Source organism: Pseudoalteromonas phenolica, assembly GCF_005886345.1.
Lineage (GTDB): Bacteria > Pseudomonadota > Gammaproteobacteria > Enterobacterales > Alteromonadaceae > Pseudoalteromonas > Pseudoalteromonas phenolica_A.
Map to the genome: position 1 here is coordinate 54,839 of NZ_PNEC01000013.1, position 19,935 is coordinate 74,773.

Consider the following 19,935-nt stretch of genomic DNA (forward strand, 5'->3'; position numbering starts at 1 on the left):
AAATAAGAATAAAGATATTCATTTAGGTCACTTTAAAGCGACAAAGAATAAATAGGGATGGAGTTTATCAGGAAAGAAACAAAGGTTAAAGTTTTGTTAAGATAAAAAGCAGGAAGGGGCTGGCTACGGTTTATAAAAACCGCAGCCGTTGGGATTATTAGCTGTCAGCGCGGCCCATGAACTTTTTCTCATCGGTGTTTATTTTGATTTTGTCACCTGTAGAAATATGCTCCGGTACCTGAACAATTAAACCTGTCGTTAATGTTGCAGGCTTTGTACGTGCACTTGCTGAAGCGCCTTTAATTGAAGGTGATGTGTCTTCAATAACGAGCTCTACGCTCGATGGTAGATCGATAGAAACCGGCGAGCCTTCAACTAAAACAGCCTGTAAGCCTTTTGTCTCTTCATTAATAAATAACACTTGTTCAGCAATTGAAGATGTATTGATGTTGTAAGGTGTATAATCTTCCTCATCCATGAATACATGTTCTTCACCGTCGATATAAGACAGTAAAACTGGACGACGAACTAAATCAGCAAGATTAAGCATTTCTTCAGCTTTGAACGTTTCGTCAACTTTACCGCCTGTTACTACATCGTACATACGCATACGATAAAGACTACCACCTGCACGACCTTGAGGTACTGAACGCTCGATATCACGCACAATCATTACACGCCCATTATATTCAATGGCATTATGTTTTTTAATTTCACTCGCCTTAGGCATAAGTATTATCTCTATAAAATTAAATTTGCCAAAAACTACCATGAAGTCAGTAAAACGCCAAGTAATACCAGAGTGCTTTACACTGTGACGTACCGCTGCATTAACTTAAACAAGAAAAAATAGCTTTTATTTCTTTTTATTTAAAATAGTACTTTATCAACAAGCGATTTAAGCATGACCAGATGGTCGCGCTATAAAGACCTAAGCAGCGATTAAATATTATTTTCTCTAAAAAAAGAGGGTAAAAAGAAGTGAATATTGAAAGTTGGCGAAACTTCACGCCAACTTTCAAAATAGAAAATTAATTAATAGCATCCAATTCAGCTAATAAAGTCTCTTTTCTTAACAACCCAAAGCAAACAACACTTACTACAATAAAAATACCGTACATAGATAACACGTATACTAAATCACTATGCTGAGATAATAAGAAAACGTTTGTACCGTCGTTTACTAATAAAACATTCAGTAACGAAGTGATAAACACTAAATTGAAGTAAATGAACTTGCCTGAGCTACTTACATAGGCACCAATAAACATTGCAAATAAGCTTATGTAGAAACCAATGCAAGACAAACCACCTGTCATATTGCTTGGATAAAAGGCCATGAGTGAGAGTAAAACAGCACACCAGCCAGTAACCTTGTTGAGCATATTCTATCCTTGAGAATGTACTTGTTAAAAAATGTAATCATGTGTAATGCGTTGTAAGTATGTATGCAATATTTAAAAAACACAATCGCTTTGCGTTGAAAATTTAACTGTTGATTAACTTTTTAATCTGCACCTGCAACTCAGGGATTAATTCTTTTTTAAACCATGGATTTTTTGTTTGCCAAGGCTGATTTCTAGGGCTCGGATGAGGCAACGCGATAGAGTGGGGTAACGTACTCTCCCATTGTGAAACTTGGTAGGTCACTGATTTGAAGCTTTTGCAAAAATAACGTTGTGAGTATTGTCCTAACAGTATGTGTAGTTTAACGTCATATAACAGCGGCTTTAAGGAAGGCTGCCAAGTTTGCGCACATATTTTTGGTGGCGGTAAGTCGCCACTTTTACCTTTCCCCGGATAACAAAACGCCATTGGTACAATGGCAAAAATGCTAGGATCATAAAACTGCATTTCATTCACGCCCAACCATGATCTTAAAGTTTCACCGCTTTGATCACTAAAGAGCCTACCTGTTTCATGAACTTTCAAACTCGGTGCTTGCCCTGAGATCAGAATTTTAGCAACTGGCGAAAATTGGATTATAGGTCTCGCACCTAAAGGAAGATGGTTATCACATAAACGACAAGCAGTAATTTTATCAACTATATTCATGTAATGATGAGATGTAAGCTTTACAGATCATTATATTACCAACTACTGCTTTCTTATATGGCTAATTATTAGATCATTATTTTATTAACTCTTCTCTCAAAAGTAAGTTGTAAATATATTTATATCGAAAATAGTCATTTATACCGTCTGGTTATTAATATCAATTCATTAATAACAACTTCAGATCACAATTTTACTAAGCAAGGTTAGTAAAATTGTGATCTGATTTCATAATTAATGACTTTAACTTAGTAAAATATTGATCTATAAAGGTCATCAAAGTTAATCAATGTGATTAACTTAGTAAAATAACGATCTCACAATCATTAAAGTGACATTCTGTTAGTAAAAATCTGATCTCAACACCTATAAGTTAGTAAAAATATGATCTACAGAGATAAGCACCAATTTAAAGTTAGTAAAATTATGATCTCAGCGACTTCTAGTTCTTACTTTTCATAGAGCACCTCTAGATGACTTTTTATCTCTTCCTGTAAAGGGGGTTTACACTTGCTGTATTTAGTTTTCGAGGTATGATCCACATCTAAATTTTACTAACTCAGAGTCTATTTATGCATATTTGGGTCGATGCGGACGCGTGTCCTGCTGTTATCAAAGAAATACTTTTCCGCGCGGCTGAGCGCACTAAAACACACACAACACTGGTCGCAAATCATAGTATGCGCGTCCCTGTTACACAATATGTGAATTTGCTCCAAGTGAGCAAAGGCTTTGATATTGCTGATAATGAGATTGTAAAAAGAGTCAAAAAGAACGATTTGGTAATTACTTCAGATATCCCTCTTGCTGCAGAAGTACTAGAGGAGGGTGCTTTTGCATTGAGCCCAAGAGGCGAAAAGTTTACTGAGAACAACATCAAACAAATCCTTAATATGCGAGATTTCATGGATACTATGCGAAGCAGTGGTGTAGAAATGTCAGGTGGACCAGCCAAACTAAATAGTACCGACAAGCAAACATTTGCCAACGCCCTCGATAGCCTTTTAGCACAACACAGATCATGAAATTATCAACTCAGGGATTTGGAGCAGGGCAGGGCTTAATCGCAATCTACGTTGAAAACCCACCTAGTATGTCTGAATATCATAATATTAAATCAGTACAAGAGCTTAGCGTTGGGGAAATCGACGTTATAAACCAAGCGTGTGGTAATGGCTGGCGCAAAGTTTTCAATGTTTATGCAAAAATCTTAGCTGAGTGGCAGCACCCAGATCATCATTTTACTAACTTTAAGCGTTGGCAAGACTACCGAGATAAAGTTCTGCTACAAGGGCATAGCCAAGAGGCACTATTGTTTAGCCCGCCCAACCTATCTGAAAAAAATTATAAATTTCATGTTATTGCAGGTAGAACATATGCAAAAAAATTACTCCGAGATCACATTTTTACCAACTCTTTAATATGGCTAGATGAGGAGTTCGCAATCGATAAAGTTAGTAATTTAGTGATCTGTCCGTATTTAGATTACAGGCAATTAAGTAATATTAAGATAACTCGACTAATAGGGATCTTAGCTGAGTTAGAGCGCTCGAGTATTTAAAACTAAGCGCGCTTATTACAACTTACCCCAGTAAAACCAAGTGCTTTGAAGAAAGGGTGGGGGACGTTAAAACCACATTCATCAAGCAGTTCGCTTAAACGCATACGGTCGAGTGGATAAAACTCATGCTCTAGATTGTATCGCATTCGTGTTTGACCAACCTCAGTTAAACCCAGAGTGCGACAAAATACTAACTGCGCCTCTCTTTCAAACTGTGTCTCAGGCTTCATTAGATCAACTAAAAATAAAGGACTATTCGGCTTTAAAACGCTATTAATCTGATTTAAAAGCGCTTTCTTTTCACCGTTATCTTCTAAAAAGTGTAGAACTAACAAACATAGGGCACAATCAACACGCTCAGCTAGAGTCGTTAGCTCACCACAATGTATTTTTACCCTATGACTTAGACCTAGGTTAGTAAAATTTTGATCTGCGATAGCGAGCATATCTTCTGAAACATCTTGCGCAATAAAAGACCATGTAGAATTAAGCTTAGCTAATTCTGTAACTTCTTTTCCTGTGCCAGCTCCCACAACCAAGATTATAGCTTCATCAAGGAACAGTATCTCTAATTGTGCAGCTGTCAAACCGTGTAGCAGCTCGTAGCCGGGTACGAGTCGAGTGATCCTTTCATCATAATAAGTGGCTTGCTCACCTTTAAAATCAGGCATATTAAGCACCTTTTATTAATACATTAGAATAACCGCCGGGCTGCTTTTTAACTTGCACTTGTGTGGCGACACGCTCTGACATTTCACTGACGTGTGAGATAACGCCGACTTTTCTACCTTGTGCTTGTAGGGCATCTAAAGCATCTAACGCCACACTCAAGGTTTCTGGGTCTAACGTGCCAAAACCTTCATCAATGAATAGCGAACCAATGTTTACTTTGTTTGAAGAGAGTGAAGCCAAACCTAAAGCCAAAGCCAGAGAAACTAAGAAAGACTCACCACCAGAAAGCGTATTCACAGAGCGCTGCTCATCGGCCATGTCTTTATCAATGATAGCAATATTCAAAGAATGACCAATCACAGTCAGGCGATAGCGCTTCGATAAACTCGCTAAATGTTGATTGGCATATTGAAGTAAGATTTTTAATGTTTGTGTTTGCGCGATATTACGCAGTTTTTTACCCGTGGCATCTCCCAATAACTTATCAAGTAAGTGCCAATGTTCATACTTAGCTTGCAGCGTATTGAGCTTTTGCTGCTCAGTTGCCAATTTTTCAACATTTTTGTGATGTTGTTCAAGCTGCGTGTTCACACTCAGCCAGCATTGTTGCGTTTGTTGAAACTGAGACTCTAAAATTACTAACTGCTCATTAATTTGTTGCTCAGATAGCTCAGTAAGTGCCTTCTCTAAATGAATATTCAAGGTCTCTTTTAAATGACTTAGCTTACCTGATAGCTCTACTTTACCGTGTGATAGCTGTTTAAACTCAGTTAAGATTTGCTCAATGTCTGCTTTTGAAAGCGTGAGTAAGTAATTCACTCTTTCTTCATTCAAATCGGCAAAAGTCTGTGACTTTTCGTTGAGCCATTGTTCAAAACGCGCCTCAAGCGCGGCTTTTTGAGTTAGTAAAATCTCGATCTGGTCAGCCAAATAAGCCTGATCTTTTTCTTTATCTTTTTCAGCCTGCAAGATTTGCTTCAATTGCTCAGCGCAAGTATTTAAATCTTGTTGCCTTGCTTTTAATTGTGCCTGACACTTTTCTTGCCATTCATCAGCACTGATTTGTTGCGGTAAACATTCCAACCTTGCTTGCTCAAAGCGTTGCTTCTCTGAGCGCGTAATGTCAACTGTGGTGTTAATGTCTTTCAACTGCTGAGCAACATTCACTGCAGCTTCTTGTAAGTGACTTTGCTGTAAGGTTAATGTTTGTTGGGACTGCTGCAGTTGAACAAATTTTTCTTTATTATTTTTAAAGTTATTAACCATTGTTGTTAAAGACCACAAAGCATCTTGTGGGGCATGCTCAAACTGCGTCCACCATATTTCGTCACTATAATAATCGCGTGCCTGCTCTTGTGCGCGGATCACTTCTTGGGAAAGTTGCGTTAGAGAACTTTGCAGTTGTTCAACTTGATGAGCAAGCTCAACTGCTTGTTGTGTAATGGCATTTAACTGCGCTTGTTTTTGCTCAGACAACTTTTGTTGTACTTGCTGAGATTGCCATGCTTTTTGTAATTGTGACTGTATAGCTGCATGATGTTGTTGCTGTTGAACAAGTGTTTGTTGGTGATCTAAACATTGTTGCAGCGACCACCCTTGATATTCACTAAATTGCTCAATTAGACCTTGTAGCTCTGCTATTTTATTGACTAAACGCTGGTTTTGCAGTTTGCCTTCTTGAAACTTAGCGTTCACTTTTTCAAATTCAGCTAGATGAAGACGGCTTCGTTGCATCGCTTGCTCATAAGCTTGCTCTGCTTGTTGATGCTGCATAGAAAAGTCATTTAGTAGGTTAGCCCAATGACTATCAATATGATCAACAGCGTACGGGTGCTCCTTAGAACCACACACCATACACTCATGACCAGGTTTTAGTTCAGCACGCAGTGCGCTGATACTCTCGCTAGCACGTAGTTGTACTTGCGTTAAACTGTCTCGTGTGACATTAACGCGCTGTTTACTTAGTTCTTTTTGCTGCTCAGTATCAGTCATTTGCACTTCAATGGCTTGCTTTTTTTGGAGGTGACTCGCCATAACTGATTGATGCTGTAATTGCTCAGAGTTGGCATCTGACATTTGTTGCATCAAAGCAATTACCTGTTGCACCCGCTGAGTAGCTATTTGTAAATCATCGATATTTAGCTGTTCAACTTGTTGCTGAAGTGCTTCTATTGAAGATTGTCCCGATGTCAGTTGTGATTGTAATTGTGATAATTCAGACTTGAGCGGCTCAGCTTGTTGAGTATTTTCTTGGTGTTGTTTTTGTGCATTTTGCAGCGCAACATTTGAATGCTGAGACTGAGATTGCTTATCTATAATCTCATCTAATAAACCTTTGAGGTGAGACCAGTTTTCAGTTGTGTTTTGTAAGCTGTTATTTGCGGTTAATAACGACTCTAGCTCATCACTCTGTTGTTGTACTTGTTGTAAATGCGCACTTATGTTTTGCTGTTCTAATGAAAGCTTAGTTTGCTGTTGCTCAAGCTCACTATGCTGTTTAGATACCTGCTGTAATACTGAATCAGCATTCGCGATTTTCGTATCAAGTTGCCTAACCTCGACAAGTACTTTTTGCTGCTGAGATAAATAGACCTCGGTTTGCTGTAGCGCATCAGACGCCTTATTCGAAGCGTCTTGTGCTTGCTGGATTTGCGCAGCAAAGTCTTTTGTTTTGAGCTCGCTTTGCTTTAACTCTAGTGCACCTAAATTGTTTTTTGTCACCGTCCATTGTTGGCGATTATCGGCAATCTCAAAAGCGGCTTGTGCTTGCTTTGCTTCATTGAAAACATGTGCTTTTTCTGTCAGTTTAGCTTCTGTTTCTTGAACAGCCTGCTCAGTTTGCACTAATTGAATTCGCAATTGACCTGATTCTGTTAGCCATTGAAGTGACGACTTGTGCTGAGCTTGTTGCGCTCTTAATTCATCTAGCTGCTGCTTGTGTGTGTGTGCATCAAGGGTTAATTGCTCAAGTTGCTCATCAGTCAATAACACATAGGCACTTAAGCTATCTTTTAACCGCTCTAGCTCTGCTTTCTTTTCTTTATGCTTTTCAAAGATAAGCTGGCCAATACGACTGAATTTATCAGTCGCAGTCAAACACTCTAAAAGTTGTGCGCGTTCATCACTACTGGCTTTTAAAAATGCGGCAAACTCATGCTGAGCGAGTAATACGGTACGCGTAAATTGCTCAAAGCTAAGACCTATTAATTGCTCAACCGTTTTAACCGCAGCGCTTTTATGGGCCAACAAGGTTTCGTCACTGAGGCGAATAATCTCGTGCTCTGGTGTCTTGAGTTTGCCTGAGACTTTTTTTCGCGCTCGGGCAACAGACCATTTTGCTAAATAAAACTCACCATCTTGGCCTAAAAAAGTCACCTCTGCAGAGCCCTCAGCACAACCTCGGCGAAGCAGGTTTCTTGGGTCGTTTAATTTTATGTCGTCCCCATTAAACGACACCGTGTTCTTTAAATCATTTTTTAAACGTGCTGTTTTTGCATATAGAGCTAAACAGATCGCATCTAACAGGGTACTTTTACCTGCGCCTGTGTCACCAGTAATTGCGAATAATCCGGCTTGCTCTAAGGGCGCTTTTTCAAAGTCAATCTCAGCGTGAGTAATAGAAGCCAAATTTGTGATTGCTATTTTGAGTAATTTCACACGTTTTGCTCCTCTTCCATGGTATTTAAAACTTCAGCTAAGCAGTCAGCTAAGTTTGTAGGTAAGTCCTGCTCTGAATCGACCTGCTGCTTAAAAACCATATCTAGCAAATCGAGGGGGTTTAATTTTTCGACTTGACCTAAATCTTGGAAAATCATTTCATCGTCATGCTTTTGCACATCTTGAACGCGCTCAATACCACAAAACAAGATGTCTTTGTCTTTTAGGCTTGATGATATCTTTTCCCTAAACTGGCTATCGGTCTCGCTGGCATTAAGTCGTAAGCGAAGATAAGGGCTTGCTTCGTACGACTTTAAATCTAGCTGTTCGATTTCATTACAAAGTGCATCAATATCCGCCCCTCCTTGTTTAGGAAGCACTATCAGCTCTCTAAGCCTTGGTGTGTAAAGGGGGTTTACGCTCACGCATGCTTTTCCATTAAATTCACACACGAGTACTTGGTGTTGATAGTTTTTTTCTGAAAATGACATAGGCATAGGCGTACCGCAATATCGCTTTGCGTCGCATTTTGCTACCACTTGAGCTTTGTGAAGATGACCGAGCGCAACGTAATCGGCCTTATCAGTAAACACCTCAGCTGTTACCGCATCAAAACCGCCGATGCTGATATTCCGTTCTGAATCTTCACTAATGGTGCCGCCTTTGGCGTGCAGGTGGCCCATAACAATAATAGGGGCGGTGTTCTCTTCGCACAGTTCAACCACCGATTGGTAAGCTTGCGCCACACCTTGTTGGTAAGCTTTATCATTTTGTGTATCGAGTGTGACATCTGCAGGGCGTAAAAAAGGCATTGCAACCACTTGTGCCTTACCATTTTCAGTTTCAATATTCACTAAACAAGTTGACGGTTCTGTTTTGTCATATCGGCCAATAACATGGGTATCAAATTGTTTTAAAAGAGGTTTAGCGGTCTCAATGCGATTCGCAGAGTCGTGGTTACCGGCGATAATGACAATATGCAATTCAGGACATGCCTGTTTGGCTTGCTTTATAAATTGGTAAAGTTGTTGCTCAGAAGAAGAGGGAGGGGTTGCTGTATGATAGATATCACCGGCAACAAGCAATAAGTCAATCGCCTGTTGTTGTAATGTTATCACCAGCCAATCAAGAAAATGCTGATGCTCTTGAACTCGGTGATGTTCGTAAAACTGTTGACCTAAGTGCCAATCAGAGGTGTGTAATACTTTCATGTAGCGCTCCCTTTCGCATTGAAACGCTACTATAACATCGCTTTAAGTATTTGTTTAACGGGTAATTTGCCACCAAATAAAGGCAACGACAGGCAAAGCCAGTAAAAACAACAAAACTGGAGTTTTAAACACTTTCGTTTGCTTATTCTGCAACACTTTAAGTGCGGACTTTTCATTACAAGCGGCAACTTTATCAACATAAAAGTAGCCATCTTCTAAATACTGTTTGCAATTTTGTTCATCAGCCGGAATAGCCACCAGCTTGTCTTGCTTTTTCAGGATGTAGAAATCCATATTGCTCACCACATTTTACTGTAAACGGGTACACTATACAGAGCAAAACTAACGCCAACTTTTTAACGTAACTATTTGCTCAAAAATCAAAGAGCGCGAATTTAAAAATAATTCGCAGTAAATATCAACAGTCAAACTAAGGTTTTTTGATCAAATTTGTTAATACCCAGCATAAACCACCAAAATAAACGTAAGATGAATTAGCTGCTGTTGTTTTCTGCTCATATTTTCGTTGATATCGATGAATTTCGAACTTGTACTTTAGTGGAACAAAACGTCCAAAAAGTCACTAAAAAACATTAAAATGTTACTTTATCTCAATTTAATTGCATTTTCTTGATACTTTTGCGACGCTCAAAGCTGTTATGCCAATATTAAAGAGCAAAACATTCTCTCGTTCACAAACTTACAGAGAATAGATAAGTGCTGAACAACCACATCTTGGGTAGCTAGGAAAATATATGAAAAAAATAACCAGTGCCTTATCACTGTGTATACCGCTTATGGCATCGAGCTTAGCGGTTGCTAGTGCTGTTGAGCAAACAAAAGGCAACTTTGTAGATAAGTTTCGTCAATTAGACGAAGTACTGCCAACACCAAACGTTTACCGTAACGCAGCTGGTGAGCCAGGTGAACGTTACTGGCAACAAAAAGTCGATTACGACATCGACGTTGTATTAGACGAAAAACAGCGCCGTTTAACCGCTGAGCAAGGTATCGAGTACAAAAACAATTCACCTTACACGCTAAAATATCTTTGGATGCAACTAGACCAAAATATTTTTAAGCAAGACTCACTTGCTGAGCGAAGTGCTACATTTAAAAATAGCCTGCAAAGCAATCCTGCAGCAAAACCAGCAAAGATCAGCTTAAACCAGCTTCGTCGCCAACAATTTATGGATGACACTGAGCTGGGTTTTGTGATCAGTGATGTCAAAGACGAAGACGGCAAGCCACTAAAAGTTACGATTGTCGATACTATGATGCGTATCGATTTAAACGAGCCATTAAAGCCTGGCAAGTCGACAGAGTTCAGCCTTGATTTTGCCTTTAACATTGTTGAAGAAGATGCCATTGGCGCGCGCTCGGGCTATGAACACTTCGAAGAAGATGGCAACGATATTTTCTTACTGGCGCAGTGGTTCCCGCGTCTTACCGCTTTTACTGACTATGAAGCTTGGACAAACAAAGCGTTTTTAGGTCGTGGTGAGTTTACACTGGAATTTGGTGATTATGATGTAGAGATCACAGTACCTTCAGACCATATTGTTTCATCAACAGGTGAACTGAAAAACGCCAAAAAAGTTCTGACAAAAACACAACTAAAGCGTTTAAAAGAAGCTGAAACAGCAAAACGTCCTGTGTTTGTCGTAACTGAAGAAGAAGCAATTGAAAACGAAAAGGCAGGCACAGACAAAACCAAAACTTGGCGCTTCGAAGCTGAAAATGTGCGAGATTTTGCTTGGGCGTCTTCTCGTAAGTTTATGTGGGATGCCAAAGGCTATCAACAAGGTGGTAAAGAGCAACCTCTTGTTATGGCGATGTCTTTCTTCCCGAAAGAGGGCGGTGATCTTTGGAAAAAATACTCAACTGAGTCAGTGATCCACACCATGGAAGTGTACTCGCGCTTCTCATTTGATTACCCATATCCAGTTGCACAGTCAGTGAACGGCCCTGTAGGCGGTATGGAATACCCAATGATCACCTTCAATGGTCCGCGTACAGAGCTGAGAGATGATGGCTCACGCACATACTCACAAGCCGAGAAGCGTTTCTTGATTGGCGTTGTGATCCACGAAATTGGTCATATTTACTTCCCAATGATCGTTAACTCAGATGAGCGCCAATGGACTTGGATGGATGAAGGCCTTAACAGCTTCTTAGATGGCGTCGCTGGCCGTGAATGGGATCCAAACATTCCTTGGGGCGTAGAGCCGCGCGATATCGTGCCTTACATGAAGTCTCAAAACCAAGTGCCGATTATGACGCAGTCTGACAGCGTATTGAATCTTGGTCCGAATGCCTATACCAAACCAGCAGCTGCACTGAATATTCTTCGTGAGGTGATTTTAGGCCGTGAACTATTCGACTTTGCATTTAAAGAATACTCGCAGCGCTGGAAATACAAACGTCCAACCCCAGCTGACTTCTTTAGAACCATGGAAGAAGCATCAGGTGTCGATTTAGACTGGTTCTGGCGTGGCTGGTTCTATACCACAGATCATGTTGATATCTCGCTAGACAAAGTTTATCAATTACGTATTGATACTAAGAACCCAGATATCGACTATGCACGTTTGCGTGAGTTTGAACAAAGCAAACCTATGTCACTGTTCAACAAACGTAACCAAGAAGAAGGCAAAGCGCTTTGGATTGATAGAAACAAAGACGTGTCAGACTTCTACGATGACAATGATCGCTTTACTGTGACCAACAAAGAGCGAAATGCGTATCAGAGCTTCTTGAAAAAGCTTAAACCTTGGGAGCGTAAAGCCCTAGATAGAGCGGTTGAAGAAGACAAAAACTATTATGTCATGGAGTTTAGCAACCTAGGTGGCTTGGTAATGCCAATCATTCTAGAGTTGACGTATCAAGACGGTTCGACGGAAGAGCGTATGCTACCGGCTGAGATTTGGCGTCGTAGCCCGAATAAAGTGAGTAAGTTAATCATCACAGACAAAGACAAGCCGTTAAAATCTGTTGTAGTTGACCCTCGCTGGGAAACTGCTGATGTCGACATTGAGAACAACCATTACCCTCGTCAAATCATTCCTTCTCGTTTAGAAGTATACAAACGTAAGAAGAGCTCAGCAAAAGTTCGTCGTGATATCATGCATGACATCAAAACTGAGTTGAAAAAAGATGACAAAGACGAAAAAGAGAAGAAGGATTAATCCATGAGAGCTTGGCTTGCTGCCAGCTTACTTTTACTGTTGAGCTGTCAAGTGGCCGCTCACCAGTTAAAAGCTGCAATGACAACCGTATTGATCAATGAGCGTACGGGTAACCTAGAGCTCATGCATCGCTTTTATTTGCACGATACAGAGCACGCTGTAGAGACCTTGATTGGCGGTCATGCCGATCTGTTTAAGCACGCTAAAGATAGAGCCGAATTTGCACAATATGTAAATCGTAAAGTGGCTTTACAGTTAGCAGATAAAACACCTCTCAAGCTTTCTTTAGTCGGTCAGGAAGTTGATGGAAAGTTTTTTTGGGTATACCAAGAAACGCAAATTCCTGCTGATTTTAGCGCGTTGCGAATGCAACACGGTGCACTAAGAGACGTTTGGACAGATCAAGTCAACATGGTCAACTTCGAAGGTAAAGGCAAAGTAAAAACCTTACATTTTGATGGTGAAGACAACTGGCTCACCGTGCATTTTGATAAGTAACCGTCTTTTTGCTTTTATCAGAAGCAGAGCTCAGGCTCTGCTTTTTTATTAGCCCTTATCTTTGAGCCCTAATCCAACCTTTTAATCTTTTCGTACATACTGAAATTACGCTCAATAAGACCACTCTATTTTATGACTCAAACTGCAGTAAATGCTAACTACCAAGGTGTTATCTTTGATTTAGACAACACGTTAGTCAGCTCCTCTTTAAACTTTAAACATATTCGCGCTGAAATCGGATGTACTGAACACACAGATTTATTGACCTATATTGAACAGCTGCCAGAGATTGAAGCTCAAGCTGCCATGGATATTGTTTTAAGCCATGAATACCAGGATGCTGAATCAGCAGTGCTAATGCCGGGTGTTGTAGAGTGTCTGGCAGCGCTTGCAGAGCAACACATCAAAATGGCGGTTGTAACGCGTAACTGCCAACACGCGGCACAACTGAAGCTGGCAAAAACCGGTCTAGAGTTTGATATTGTACTCACTCGGGACGATGCCCCCGCAAAACCTGATCCAACCGCATTACTGCAAGTTGCAGATAATTGGCAATTAAACCCTTCGCAGTGTATTTATGTTGGCGATTTTTTGTTTGATATTCAGGCTGCAGACAATGCGCAAATGGACAGCTGTTTGTATATTCTTGATGCGCCCCCTGACTACGCGGGCACAGCGACGCATACAATCGAGCACTTTTCGCAATTGACTAAATTAGTCCTTCCATAACGTTTGGTTTTCAAAAAAATGCCGCTATTCTCGCTGCCCTCTAGCTCAAAGCCTTGAGTCTTGCTAGAATCTTTGCAATTTTTTAAATTCATAACACGAGAATTAAGATGGGCAGAGCATTTGAAGTCCGCAAAAACGCCATGGCAAAAACGGCGGCGGCAAAAACCAAAGTTAACTCTAAATACGGTAAGGAAATCTACGTTGTAGCTAAAAACGGCGGTGCAGATCCTGAAACAAACCTATCTTTACGTCGTCTAATCGAAAAAGCGAAAAAAGACCAAGTACCAGCGCACGTTATCGATAAAGCCGTTGAGAAAGCAGCGGGTGGTGCAGGTGAAGACTATTCTCCAGCACGTTACGAAGGTTACGGCCCAGGTAACTGCATGGTTATCGTTGACTGTTTAACAGATAACCCAAATCGTACTATCAAAGATGTACGTCTGCCATTCACAAAAACAGATTCGAAAATCGGCAGCCCGGGTTGCGTAGCACACATGTTCGACCATCAAGCTATTTTAGGCTTTGATGGCGACGATGATGAAGTAGTGCTTGAAGCATTAATGATGGCTGATGTTGATGTAACTGACGTTGAAGTTGAAGACGGCAAAGTATCTGTATTCGCGCCACACACTGAATACTTCAAAGCGAAAACAGCATTAACAGAAGCATTCGAAGGCATCAACTTTGAAGTAGATGAAATCACCTTTGTGCCACAAACACATGTTGAGATCACAGACGAAGACGACCTAGCTAACTTTGAAAAGTTTATGACTATGCTAGAAGATTGTGATGATGTACAAAACATCTACCACAACGCGATTGTGAACAAATAATCACTGCACAATGTGTTTAAAAAGGAGCCGAATGGCTCCTTTTTTGATTTAAGCCATACAAGACGCTGAAAACTTACTCATTTAATTTCTAAAAACCAAACATCCGCTATAATTTATTAACTGCGTTTATATAAATTATCTGTGAGATGCTAGATGTTGCGATTACTGTGCGCTTTATTATATCTATCAAGCTTTTTTGGTATTTGTGCTGAGCGTGCAACAATCAGTGGTTTTGGCAATATTGGGGCCGTTCATTCAAACTCAGATATTTATCGTTTTAGAACCGATATCTCCCGTGAAAATGATAACTTCGAAGACAGCATAGATTTCAATGCCATAAGCTCTTTGGGTTTACAAACCGACATCGTTTTACACCCTGACTTTGACTTTGTTGGCCAAGTTATTTACCGAGGCCAAAAACATATCACGCTAGATGACACCCTTAGCCTTGCTTTCTTACGCTATAAACCCACACCTAGCTGGGAGGTGAGAGTAGGGCGAACCTTACTCGATCTCTATTTACTCACAGAATACAGAGACATTGGTTTTGCCTATCCATGGTCCAAAGTGCCGACAGAAATATATGGCTTACTTCCTTACCGCTCTTTGGATGGGGCTGATTTCATCTACTTCATCAGTAAGGGAGCCCTAGATTATCGTGTAAAACTATTTACAGGGGAATCTACCAGTAATATTGCGCTTGATAATGAAAATGTCGAGCTCACTATTGACGATGTAATTGGTTTATCTGTTGAGTTGAGCCAATTCGACTGGACTTTATCACTCAAACATACCCAGGCAAAAACCAAAAATAATATCTCTACAATGACTTCAATCATTGCGGGTTTGCAGCAAATTCCCAAACAAATTTGGCCCGATAAAACGCAGTTTATAAATGACTTTTCTCTGGTTAACAAAACAGCATACTTTAGTTCAGCCGGCCTAAAATACGATATTGGCGCTTTTACTTTTTTAACAGAGCTGGCTCATTTAAGAAGTGATTCGTCGGTCGTCTCTGCAGTTAAAAGCGGGTATATCAGTAGCACTTATAATTTTGATAAAGGCCAAGTCTTTTATACTTATGCCATCGCAAAATCAAAAACCAGTGAATTTAACGACGCTGTAAATATTCAACGTTTTTTACCTAATCAAGTTGAGGAGATAATTTTAGCCGTAAATGAGTCGTTTAGGGTCTTTAGTCCAAATCAACAAACGCACTCTATTGGTATGAGGTATGACTTAAAAGACAATATAGCGATTAAAGTGCAGCTCGATCATAGCAATATTAATGCACAGGGTGGGACTTTATGGTCTTATCAAGGAATGAACACGCTCGCTCCAAAAGAGTCTTTTTCAACCTTCTTTATCAGCGTGAGTTTTACCTTTTGACTATGAATAAGTTAATCCTCACTTTCATAATAATGCTTTTCAGCGGTGCAGCCCTAGCTGAAAAGACCAAGTCTATCTCTGTCATAGTGCATGCAGATAACACTACGGATACTTTGACAAAAAAACAATTGATTGATTTGTACATGGGTCGTTACGTTGCCTTTCCTGATAATCAGTCTGCACAACCTGTCGATACCTTAACTCCTGAAGGGCTAAAAAGCCAATTCTACAAACGCTTGGTAAACATGCCGTTATCTCGTGTTAACGCTTACTGGTCACGTGTAAAGTTTACAGGAAGGGCGACGCCACCAAGCACTCAAGATAGTGAACAAGTGCTGTTAAATTTTATAGCCAATAATCCAAATGCTATTGGCTATGTATTTAGTGATTCTCTTTCACTAAAAGACAAACAAGATGTTAAAGTCATCATGGAGCTGTATGAATAAAAGTGGCTTGTTATTGCGCTTAGCAATTTCGATCAGTTTTGCAGCCGTTTTCGTTGGCTTTATTTCATCACAGGTTTTTTTTAAACTGGCGTACCAAAAAAACCTAGATGAAACACAAGCCAGCATTGAGCAGCTCTATGAGGTTGTCTCGCCTACAGCAAATATAGCTGCCTATTTAGGAGATCAAGAGCTCGCTAAAGAAGTGATTAACGGGCTTGATAACCACCAAGCTATTTTAGCTGCCGCATTTATTTCTGAGCAATTTTCAATTCGAAGTGATACTTATCAAAGCACGCAAAATAAACAAACTGAATTTGTTGTGTCATCACCCTTTATGCCATCAGAACAATTAGGCACCGTGATAGTTCAACATAATCTTGCCTATATTGAAAAAGACTCTCAGATTGCCGCTCGCTTTTTATCAAACTCACTCTTAGTTCAAGCATTTGTAGTGACAGCAATCGCAATATTCATTGCTTTTTACTTTATCACTAAGCCCATTCTCATTATTGCCAAGAGTCTTCACTCTCTCAACCCCGGTACAGCAAGGCGGCTAAAAAAGCCAACTTTTCATGATAAAAGCGAATTAGGTAATCTTGTTGAAGACATTAATTTACTACTCGATAAAGCCGAGGATCAAATTTCCCAAGAGCGTTTGCTGCGCTCAGAGATTGAAGTGCTAGAAAAGCGCTTTAGGTTATTATTTGAGAACTCTGTAGCCCCAATTATTTTAATGGAGCCAAGAGGCAACATATTACTCACAAACGATGCTTTTAAAACATTGCTTGAGCGTATTGAGCAACCAATAAAGAAAAACTATGGGGCTATTTTAAGCGAATTATTCGAAACACCTGAGCTGCTGACTCGTTCCGTTAACAGTGCTTTTTTGAATGATGAAATCGCCATAGGTGAACACCGCCTTAAATTTAAAGAAGAAAATAAAACCATTTGGCTGCAAGTCGTTGTATCTAGCATCGTCACTGACGATTTAAAGTCTTACTATCAAATAACGCTAAATGATGTATCTAAAAAACGAGATGAACTCGATAAACTCAGCAGGCGTGCTGATTATGACGCACTAACTAACATGACCAACCGCCACGCAGCCGAAAAGCAAATAGACCAATTAGTAAAATCAAAATCACCATTTATTTTTGTACTCATGGATCTGAATGGTTTCAAACAAGTCAACGATATTTATGGCCATGACGCAGGTGATGAAGTATTAATTTTCGTGGCCAACCAACTAAAACAACTCACCCCAAAAAATGGTCTGGCATGCCGTTGGGGGGGGGATGAGTTTGTTCTTATTTTACCTGGGGTAGACCATCATCAATTTGAAACTTTGGCCGAACAGATAACCACTCGTATTGTAAAGCCTTATACACTCGTGTCTCGCCAAGCCAATGTGCAGGTTAGTTTATGTATGGGGGCTGCTTTGTACCCTTACGATTCAAATCATAAATCAGAGCTAATTCATTTAGCAGATAAGGCCATGTATGCCATTAAGCCCGAATCAAAAACACCAGGAGGAAGAAGCCTCGCATTTGCCGCTCCAATTGATAGCTTAGAGCGAAAATATGAATAAGCGCCAACAAATCGAATACTCTAGTATTCTCGCACAAATAGCCGCCGATAAAGTTAAGAGGCTGAAATCTTTTATTCTTTTGATAAGTGGCTCGCTTGCCTTGTTCTTCCTGCTTAATATTGTAATTTATCAACAAGCGCATGCTTATACTCTTGCCATCGCTTTAGGCATCATGCTGTTCTTATATTGGTTCGCATGTGAAGATACTCTCCCTATTGTCTCTAGTATTTTTATTTGGACCTTAACCCTACTGGCCTTCTTTTTTGCTTGGAATACAGAAGGCTTATATGACACTAGCTTGCTTGCATACCCTTGTATTTTAGTTTTTTGTGCCATGTTAAATAACAGGGTACTAATCGCCTCCTCTGCGCTATTTATGATTATCAGCATTTATTGCCTTGCCTATGCTGAGTATACCGGTCTTCTGGCCTCACCACTGGCTGAATTTGCAGACTGGAGAAAAGCGCATAATACAGCCCTTGTATTGTTAGTATTTGCCTCTGTCGTTTATATCTTGACCCAAGACTTAAATAGACTGCTCGACAAACTAGTGAAAATGCATATCAACATGCTACGAACCAAACAGCGTACTCAACGAAAGGCACTGACCAATAGACTCACTTTACTTCCCAATGAAATTGCCTGCTCCCAATATGTTCAAGCCAGAATTTACCGCCATCATTCAGCAGAGCAATTAAGTGCTTTAATGGTACTGACGCTCAATAACTTAAACTCTATCAATGCTTCTTTAGGCTTTGATATCGGCGATAAACTCATAAATATGATTGCTTCTAGACTTAATCTGCTTAACCAATCAAATGCCAAAGTTTTCCACAGCTCAAACAATCAATTTTTAATTTTCATTGATGAAACCGATTATCACGATATTGAAGCCTTCGCTCACCAAGCGCTTCAAACAACTTTTTTTAGTAACTATGTAGAGCAATATGAAGTCGAAGTTTCAGCGTGTATTGGTATTGCAATTGCCCCTCATGATGGCAATAACTATGACGCTCTGTTAAGAAGGGCACATACAGCATTAACATCTGCAGTTCAGTTAGGCCACAACCAATTTGCTTTTTTCGATTTAGAGATGGAGGATCAAAGTAAGGCAAGACTCGCTATGCTTGCAGGGTTGAAACGTGCCATTGAGCATCATGAATTTGAGCTTTTTTATCAACCTAAAATCGAATTAGCCACAAATACCATCGCGGGTGTCGAGGCCTTAATTCGCTGGCGAAAAGCAAATAACTCCTTAGTTTCTTCCTCTGACTTCATTCCTATAGCCGAAGCTTCTGGGTTAATTAATGAGATAGGATTATGGGTAGTTAAGCAAGCTGCAATAGACTGCTTATCGTGGCATAAACTCGGATTTAATCAATTAGGTGTTTCTGTTAACGCATCACCAGAACAATTCAAAAAAGGGAATTTTGGTAGTCTGGTTCTTAAAACTTTAAAGCAACAAAAGCTCGATCCATCTTATCTTGATATCGAAATTACTGAGTCCTTGTTTATTGAGGACGAAAAGAACATCCAATCACAAATTCATCAAATGGTCTCACAAGGGGTTTCAATTTCAATTGATGACTTCGGAACCGGTTATTCAAATTTAAATTATTTGACCAAGTTTAATGCTTCAACCTTAAAAATAGACCAATCCTTCATTAAGAATATGATGCATGAACGTAATCAATATCACTTAGTGGATGCCATACTGAAGATGAGCCATGCGATTGGTATCGAGAATATTGCCGAAGGCATCGAAGATAAAAGCACAGCCAATATTTTAATTCAGTTAGGCTGTAGATATGGCCAAGGCTACTTTTGGTCAGAACCCGTTCCTCAAAATGAATTTTGTACTTTGTTATTAAGTTGGCCAAAAGGCAGGAGTGGCCCATTAACTGCTTGAAATATTTGACCTCTAGATGCCATTGAACGATAGCTTTTTTAGAATATGCGAATCTAATTAATCAATTTATAAAAAGTTAAATCACCTTCTATACTCAATTCTGATGTAAACAAGCCGGACACTTGAGTGCAAAGTTTTGATACATGAAAGAACAAAACGTGATTTAAAAACTGACCTATTAAGTTAGATATTAAAGTGG

The 19,935-nt window shown here is 39.8% G+C and carries 17 protein-coding genes; 10 read left to right on the forward strand and 7 right to left on the reverse strand.

The window, feature by feature from the left end; genetic code table 11:
- Window positions 1-157 precede the first annotated feature (157 nt).
- The 3 genes from efpL to CWB72_RS06770 form a co-directional block, all read right to left on the reverse strand.
- A complete protein-coding gene (gene efpL / locus CWB72_RS06760) occupies window positions 158-730 on the reverse strand; it encodes an elongation factor P-like protein EfpL (RefSeq protein ID WP_130254744.1) in 573 nt (190 codons plus the stop codon).
- A gap of 301 nt (window positions 731-1,031) precedes the next feature.
- Complete coding sequence (locus CWB72_RS06765) at window positions 1,032-1,385, reverse strand: hypothetical protein (protein ID WP_138567741.1); 354 nt, start codon at window positions 1,383-1,385, stop codon at window positions 1,032-1,034.
- Between the two features lie 103 nt (window positions 1,386-1,488).
- A complete protein-coding gene (locus CWB72_RS06770) occupies window positions 1,489-2,055 on the reverse strand; it encodes a uracil-DNA glycosylase family protein (RefSeq protein WP_138567740.1) in 567 nt (188 codons plus the stop codon).
- A gap of 572 nt (window positions 2,056-2,627) precedes the next feature.
- Here CWB72_RS06770 and CWB72_RS06775 point away from each other — a divergent pair.
- Together CWB72_RS06775 and CWB72_RS06780 are read left to right on the forward strand one after the other, a co-directional pair.
- The gene (locus CWB72_RS06775) at window positions 2,628-3,080 is read left to right on the forward strand and encodes a YaiI/YqxD family protein (RefSeq protein ID WP_058031733.1); all 453 of its coding nucleotides are present in this window, start codon (window positions 2,628-2,630) and stop codon (window positions 3,078-3,080) included.
- A complete protein-coding gene (locus CWB72_RS06780) occupies window positions 3,077-3,616 on the forward strand; it encodes a DUF6942 family protein (protein ID WP_138567739.1) in 540 nt (179 codons plus the stop codon). The genes CWB72_RS06775 and CWB72_RS06780 overlap by 4 nt, the downstream gene beginning before the upstream one ends.
- 2 nt (window positions 3,617-3,618) lie before the next feature.
- Here CWB72_RS06780 and CWB72_RS06785 read toward each other — a convergent pair whose 3' ends face one another.
- The 4 genes from CWB72_RS06785 to CWB72_RS06800 are packed head-to-tail and all read right to left on the reverse strand — an operon-like array spanning window position 3,619 to window position 9,450.
- A complete protein-coding gene (locus CWB72_RS06785; RefSeq protein WP_138630130.1) occupies window positions 3,619-4,287 on the reverse strand; it encodes a class I SAM-dependent methyltransferase in 669 nt (222 codons plus the stop codon).
- A 1-nt stretch (window position 4,288) separates the two neighbouring features.
- Complete coding sequence (locus CWB72_RS06790) at window positions 4,289-7,945, reverse strand: AAA family ATPase (protein WP_138630132.1); 3,657 nt, start codon at window positions 7,943-7,945, stop codon at window positions 4,289-4,291.
- On the reverse strand, window positions 7,942-9,156 hold the full coding sequence (gene sbcD, locus CWB72_RS06795; protein ID WP_138630134.1) for an exonuclease subunit SbcD: 1,215 nt from the start codon (window positions 9,154-9,156) through the stop codon (window positions 7,942-7,944). Before sbcD ends, CWB72_RS06790 begins: the two co-directional genes overlap by 4 nt.
- A 54-nt stretch (window positions 9,157-9,210) precedes the next feature.
- Entirely contained in the window at window positions 9,211-9,450 is a 240-nt protein-coding gene (locus tag CWB72_RS06800; protein WP_138567735.1) for a hypothetical protein, read from the reverse strand.
- A 461-nt stretch (window positions 9,451-9,911) separates the two neighbouring features.
- Here CWB72_RS06800 and CWB72_RS06805 point away from each other — a divergent pair, with 461 nt between their 5' ends.
- The 8 genes from CWB72_RS06805 (at window position 9,912) to CWB72_RS06840 (ending at window position 19,736) form a co-directional block, all read left to right on the forward strand.
- Complete coding sequence (locus tag CWB72_RS06805) at window positions 9,912-12,344, forward strand: M1 family metallopeptidase (RefSeq protein WP_138630136.1); 2,433 nt, start codon at window positions 9,912-9,914, stop codon at window positions 12,342-12,344.
- A gap of 3 nt (window positions 12,345-12,347) precedes the next feature.
- Window positions 12,348-12,842, forward strand: a complete 495-nt coding sequence (locus CWB72_RS06810; RefSeq protein ID WP_138630138.1) for a DUF6702 family protein — start codon at window positions 12,348-12,350, stop codon at window positions 12,840-12,842.
- Between the two features lie 132 nt (window positions 12,843-12,974).
- Window positions 12,975-13,571, forward strand: coding sequence for an HAD family hydrolase (locus tag CWB72_RS06815; RefSeq protein WP_138630140.1), 597 nt, complete (start codon window positions 12,975-12,977; stop codon window positions 13,569-13,571).
- A gap of 107 nt (window positions 13,572-13,678) precedes the next feature.
- Window positions 13,679-14,404, forward strand: coding sequence for a YebC/PmpR family DNA-binding transcriptional regulator (locus CWB72_RS06820; protein ID WP_130254755.1), 726 nt, complete (start codon window positions 13,679-13,681; stop codon window positions 14,402-14,404).
- 153 nt (window positions 14,405-14,557) lie between these two features.
- A complete protein-coding gene (locus CWB72_RS06825; RefSeq protein WP_138630142.1) occupies window positions 14,558-15,793 on the forward strand; it encodes a hypothetical protein in 1,236 nt (411 codons plus the stop codon).
- A gap of 2 nt (window positions 15,794-15,795) precedes the next feature.
- Entirely contained in the window at window positions 15,796-16,239 is a 444-nt protein-coding gene (locus CWB72_RS06830; RefSeq protein WP_138567730.1) for a hypothetical protein, read from the forward strand.
- Complete coding sequence (locus CWB72_RS06835) at window positions 16,232-17,827, forward strand: sensor domain-containing diguanylate cyclase (protein WP_171037234.1); 1,596 nt, start codon at window positions 16,232-16,234, stop codon at window positions 17,825-17,827. The genes CWB72_RS06830 and CWB72_RS06835 overlap by 8 nt, the downstream gene beginning before the upstream one ends.
- On the forward strand, window positions 17,820-19,736 hold the full coding sequence (locus tag CWB72_RS06840; protein ID WP_138630144.1) for a putative bifunctional diguanylate cyclase/phosphodiesterase: 1,917 nt from the start codon (window positions 17,820-17,822) through the stop codon (window positions 19,734-19,736). The genes CWB72_RS06835 and CWB72_RS06840 overlap by 8 nt, the downstream gene beginning before the upstream one ends.
- Window positions 19,737-19,935: the final 199 nt, after the last annotated feature.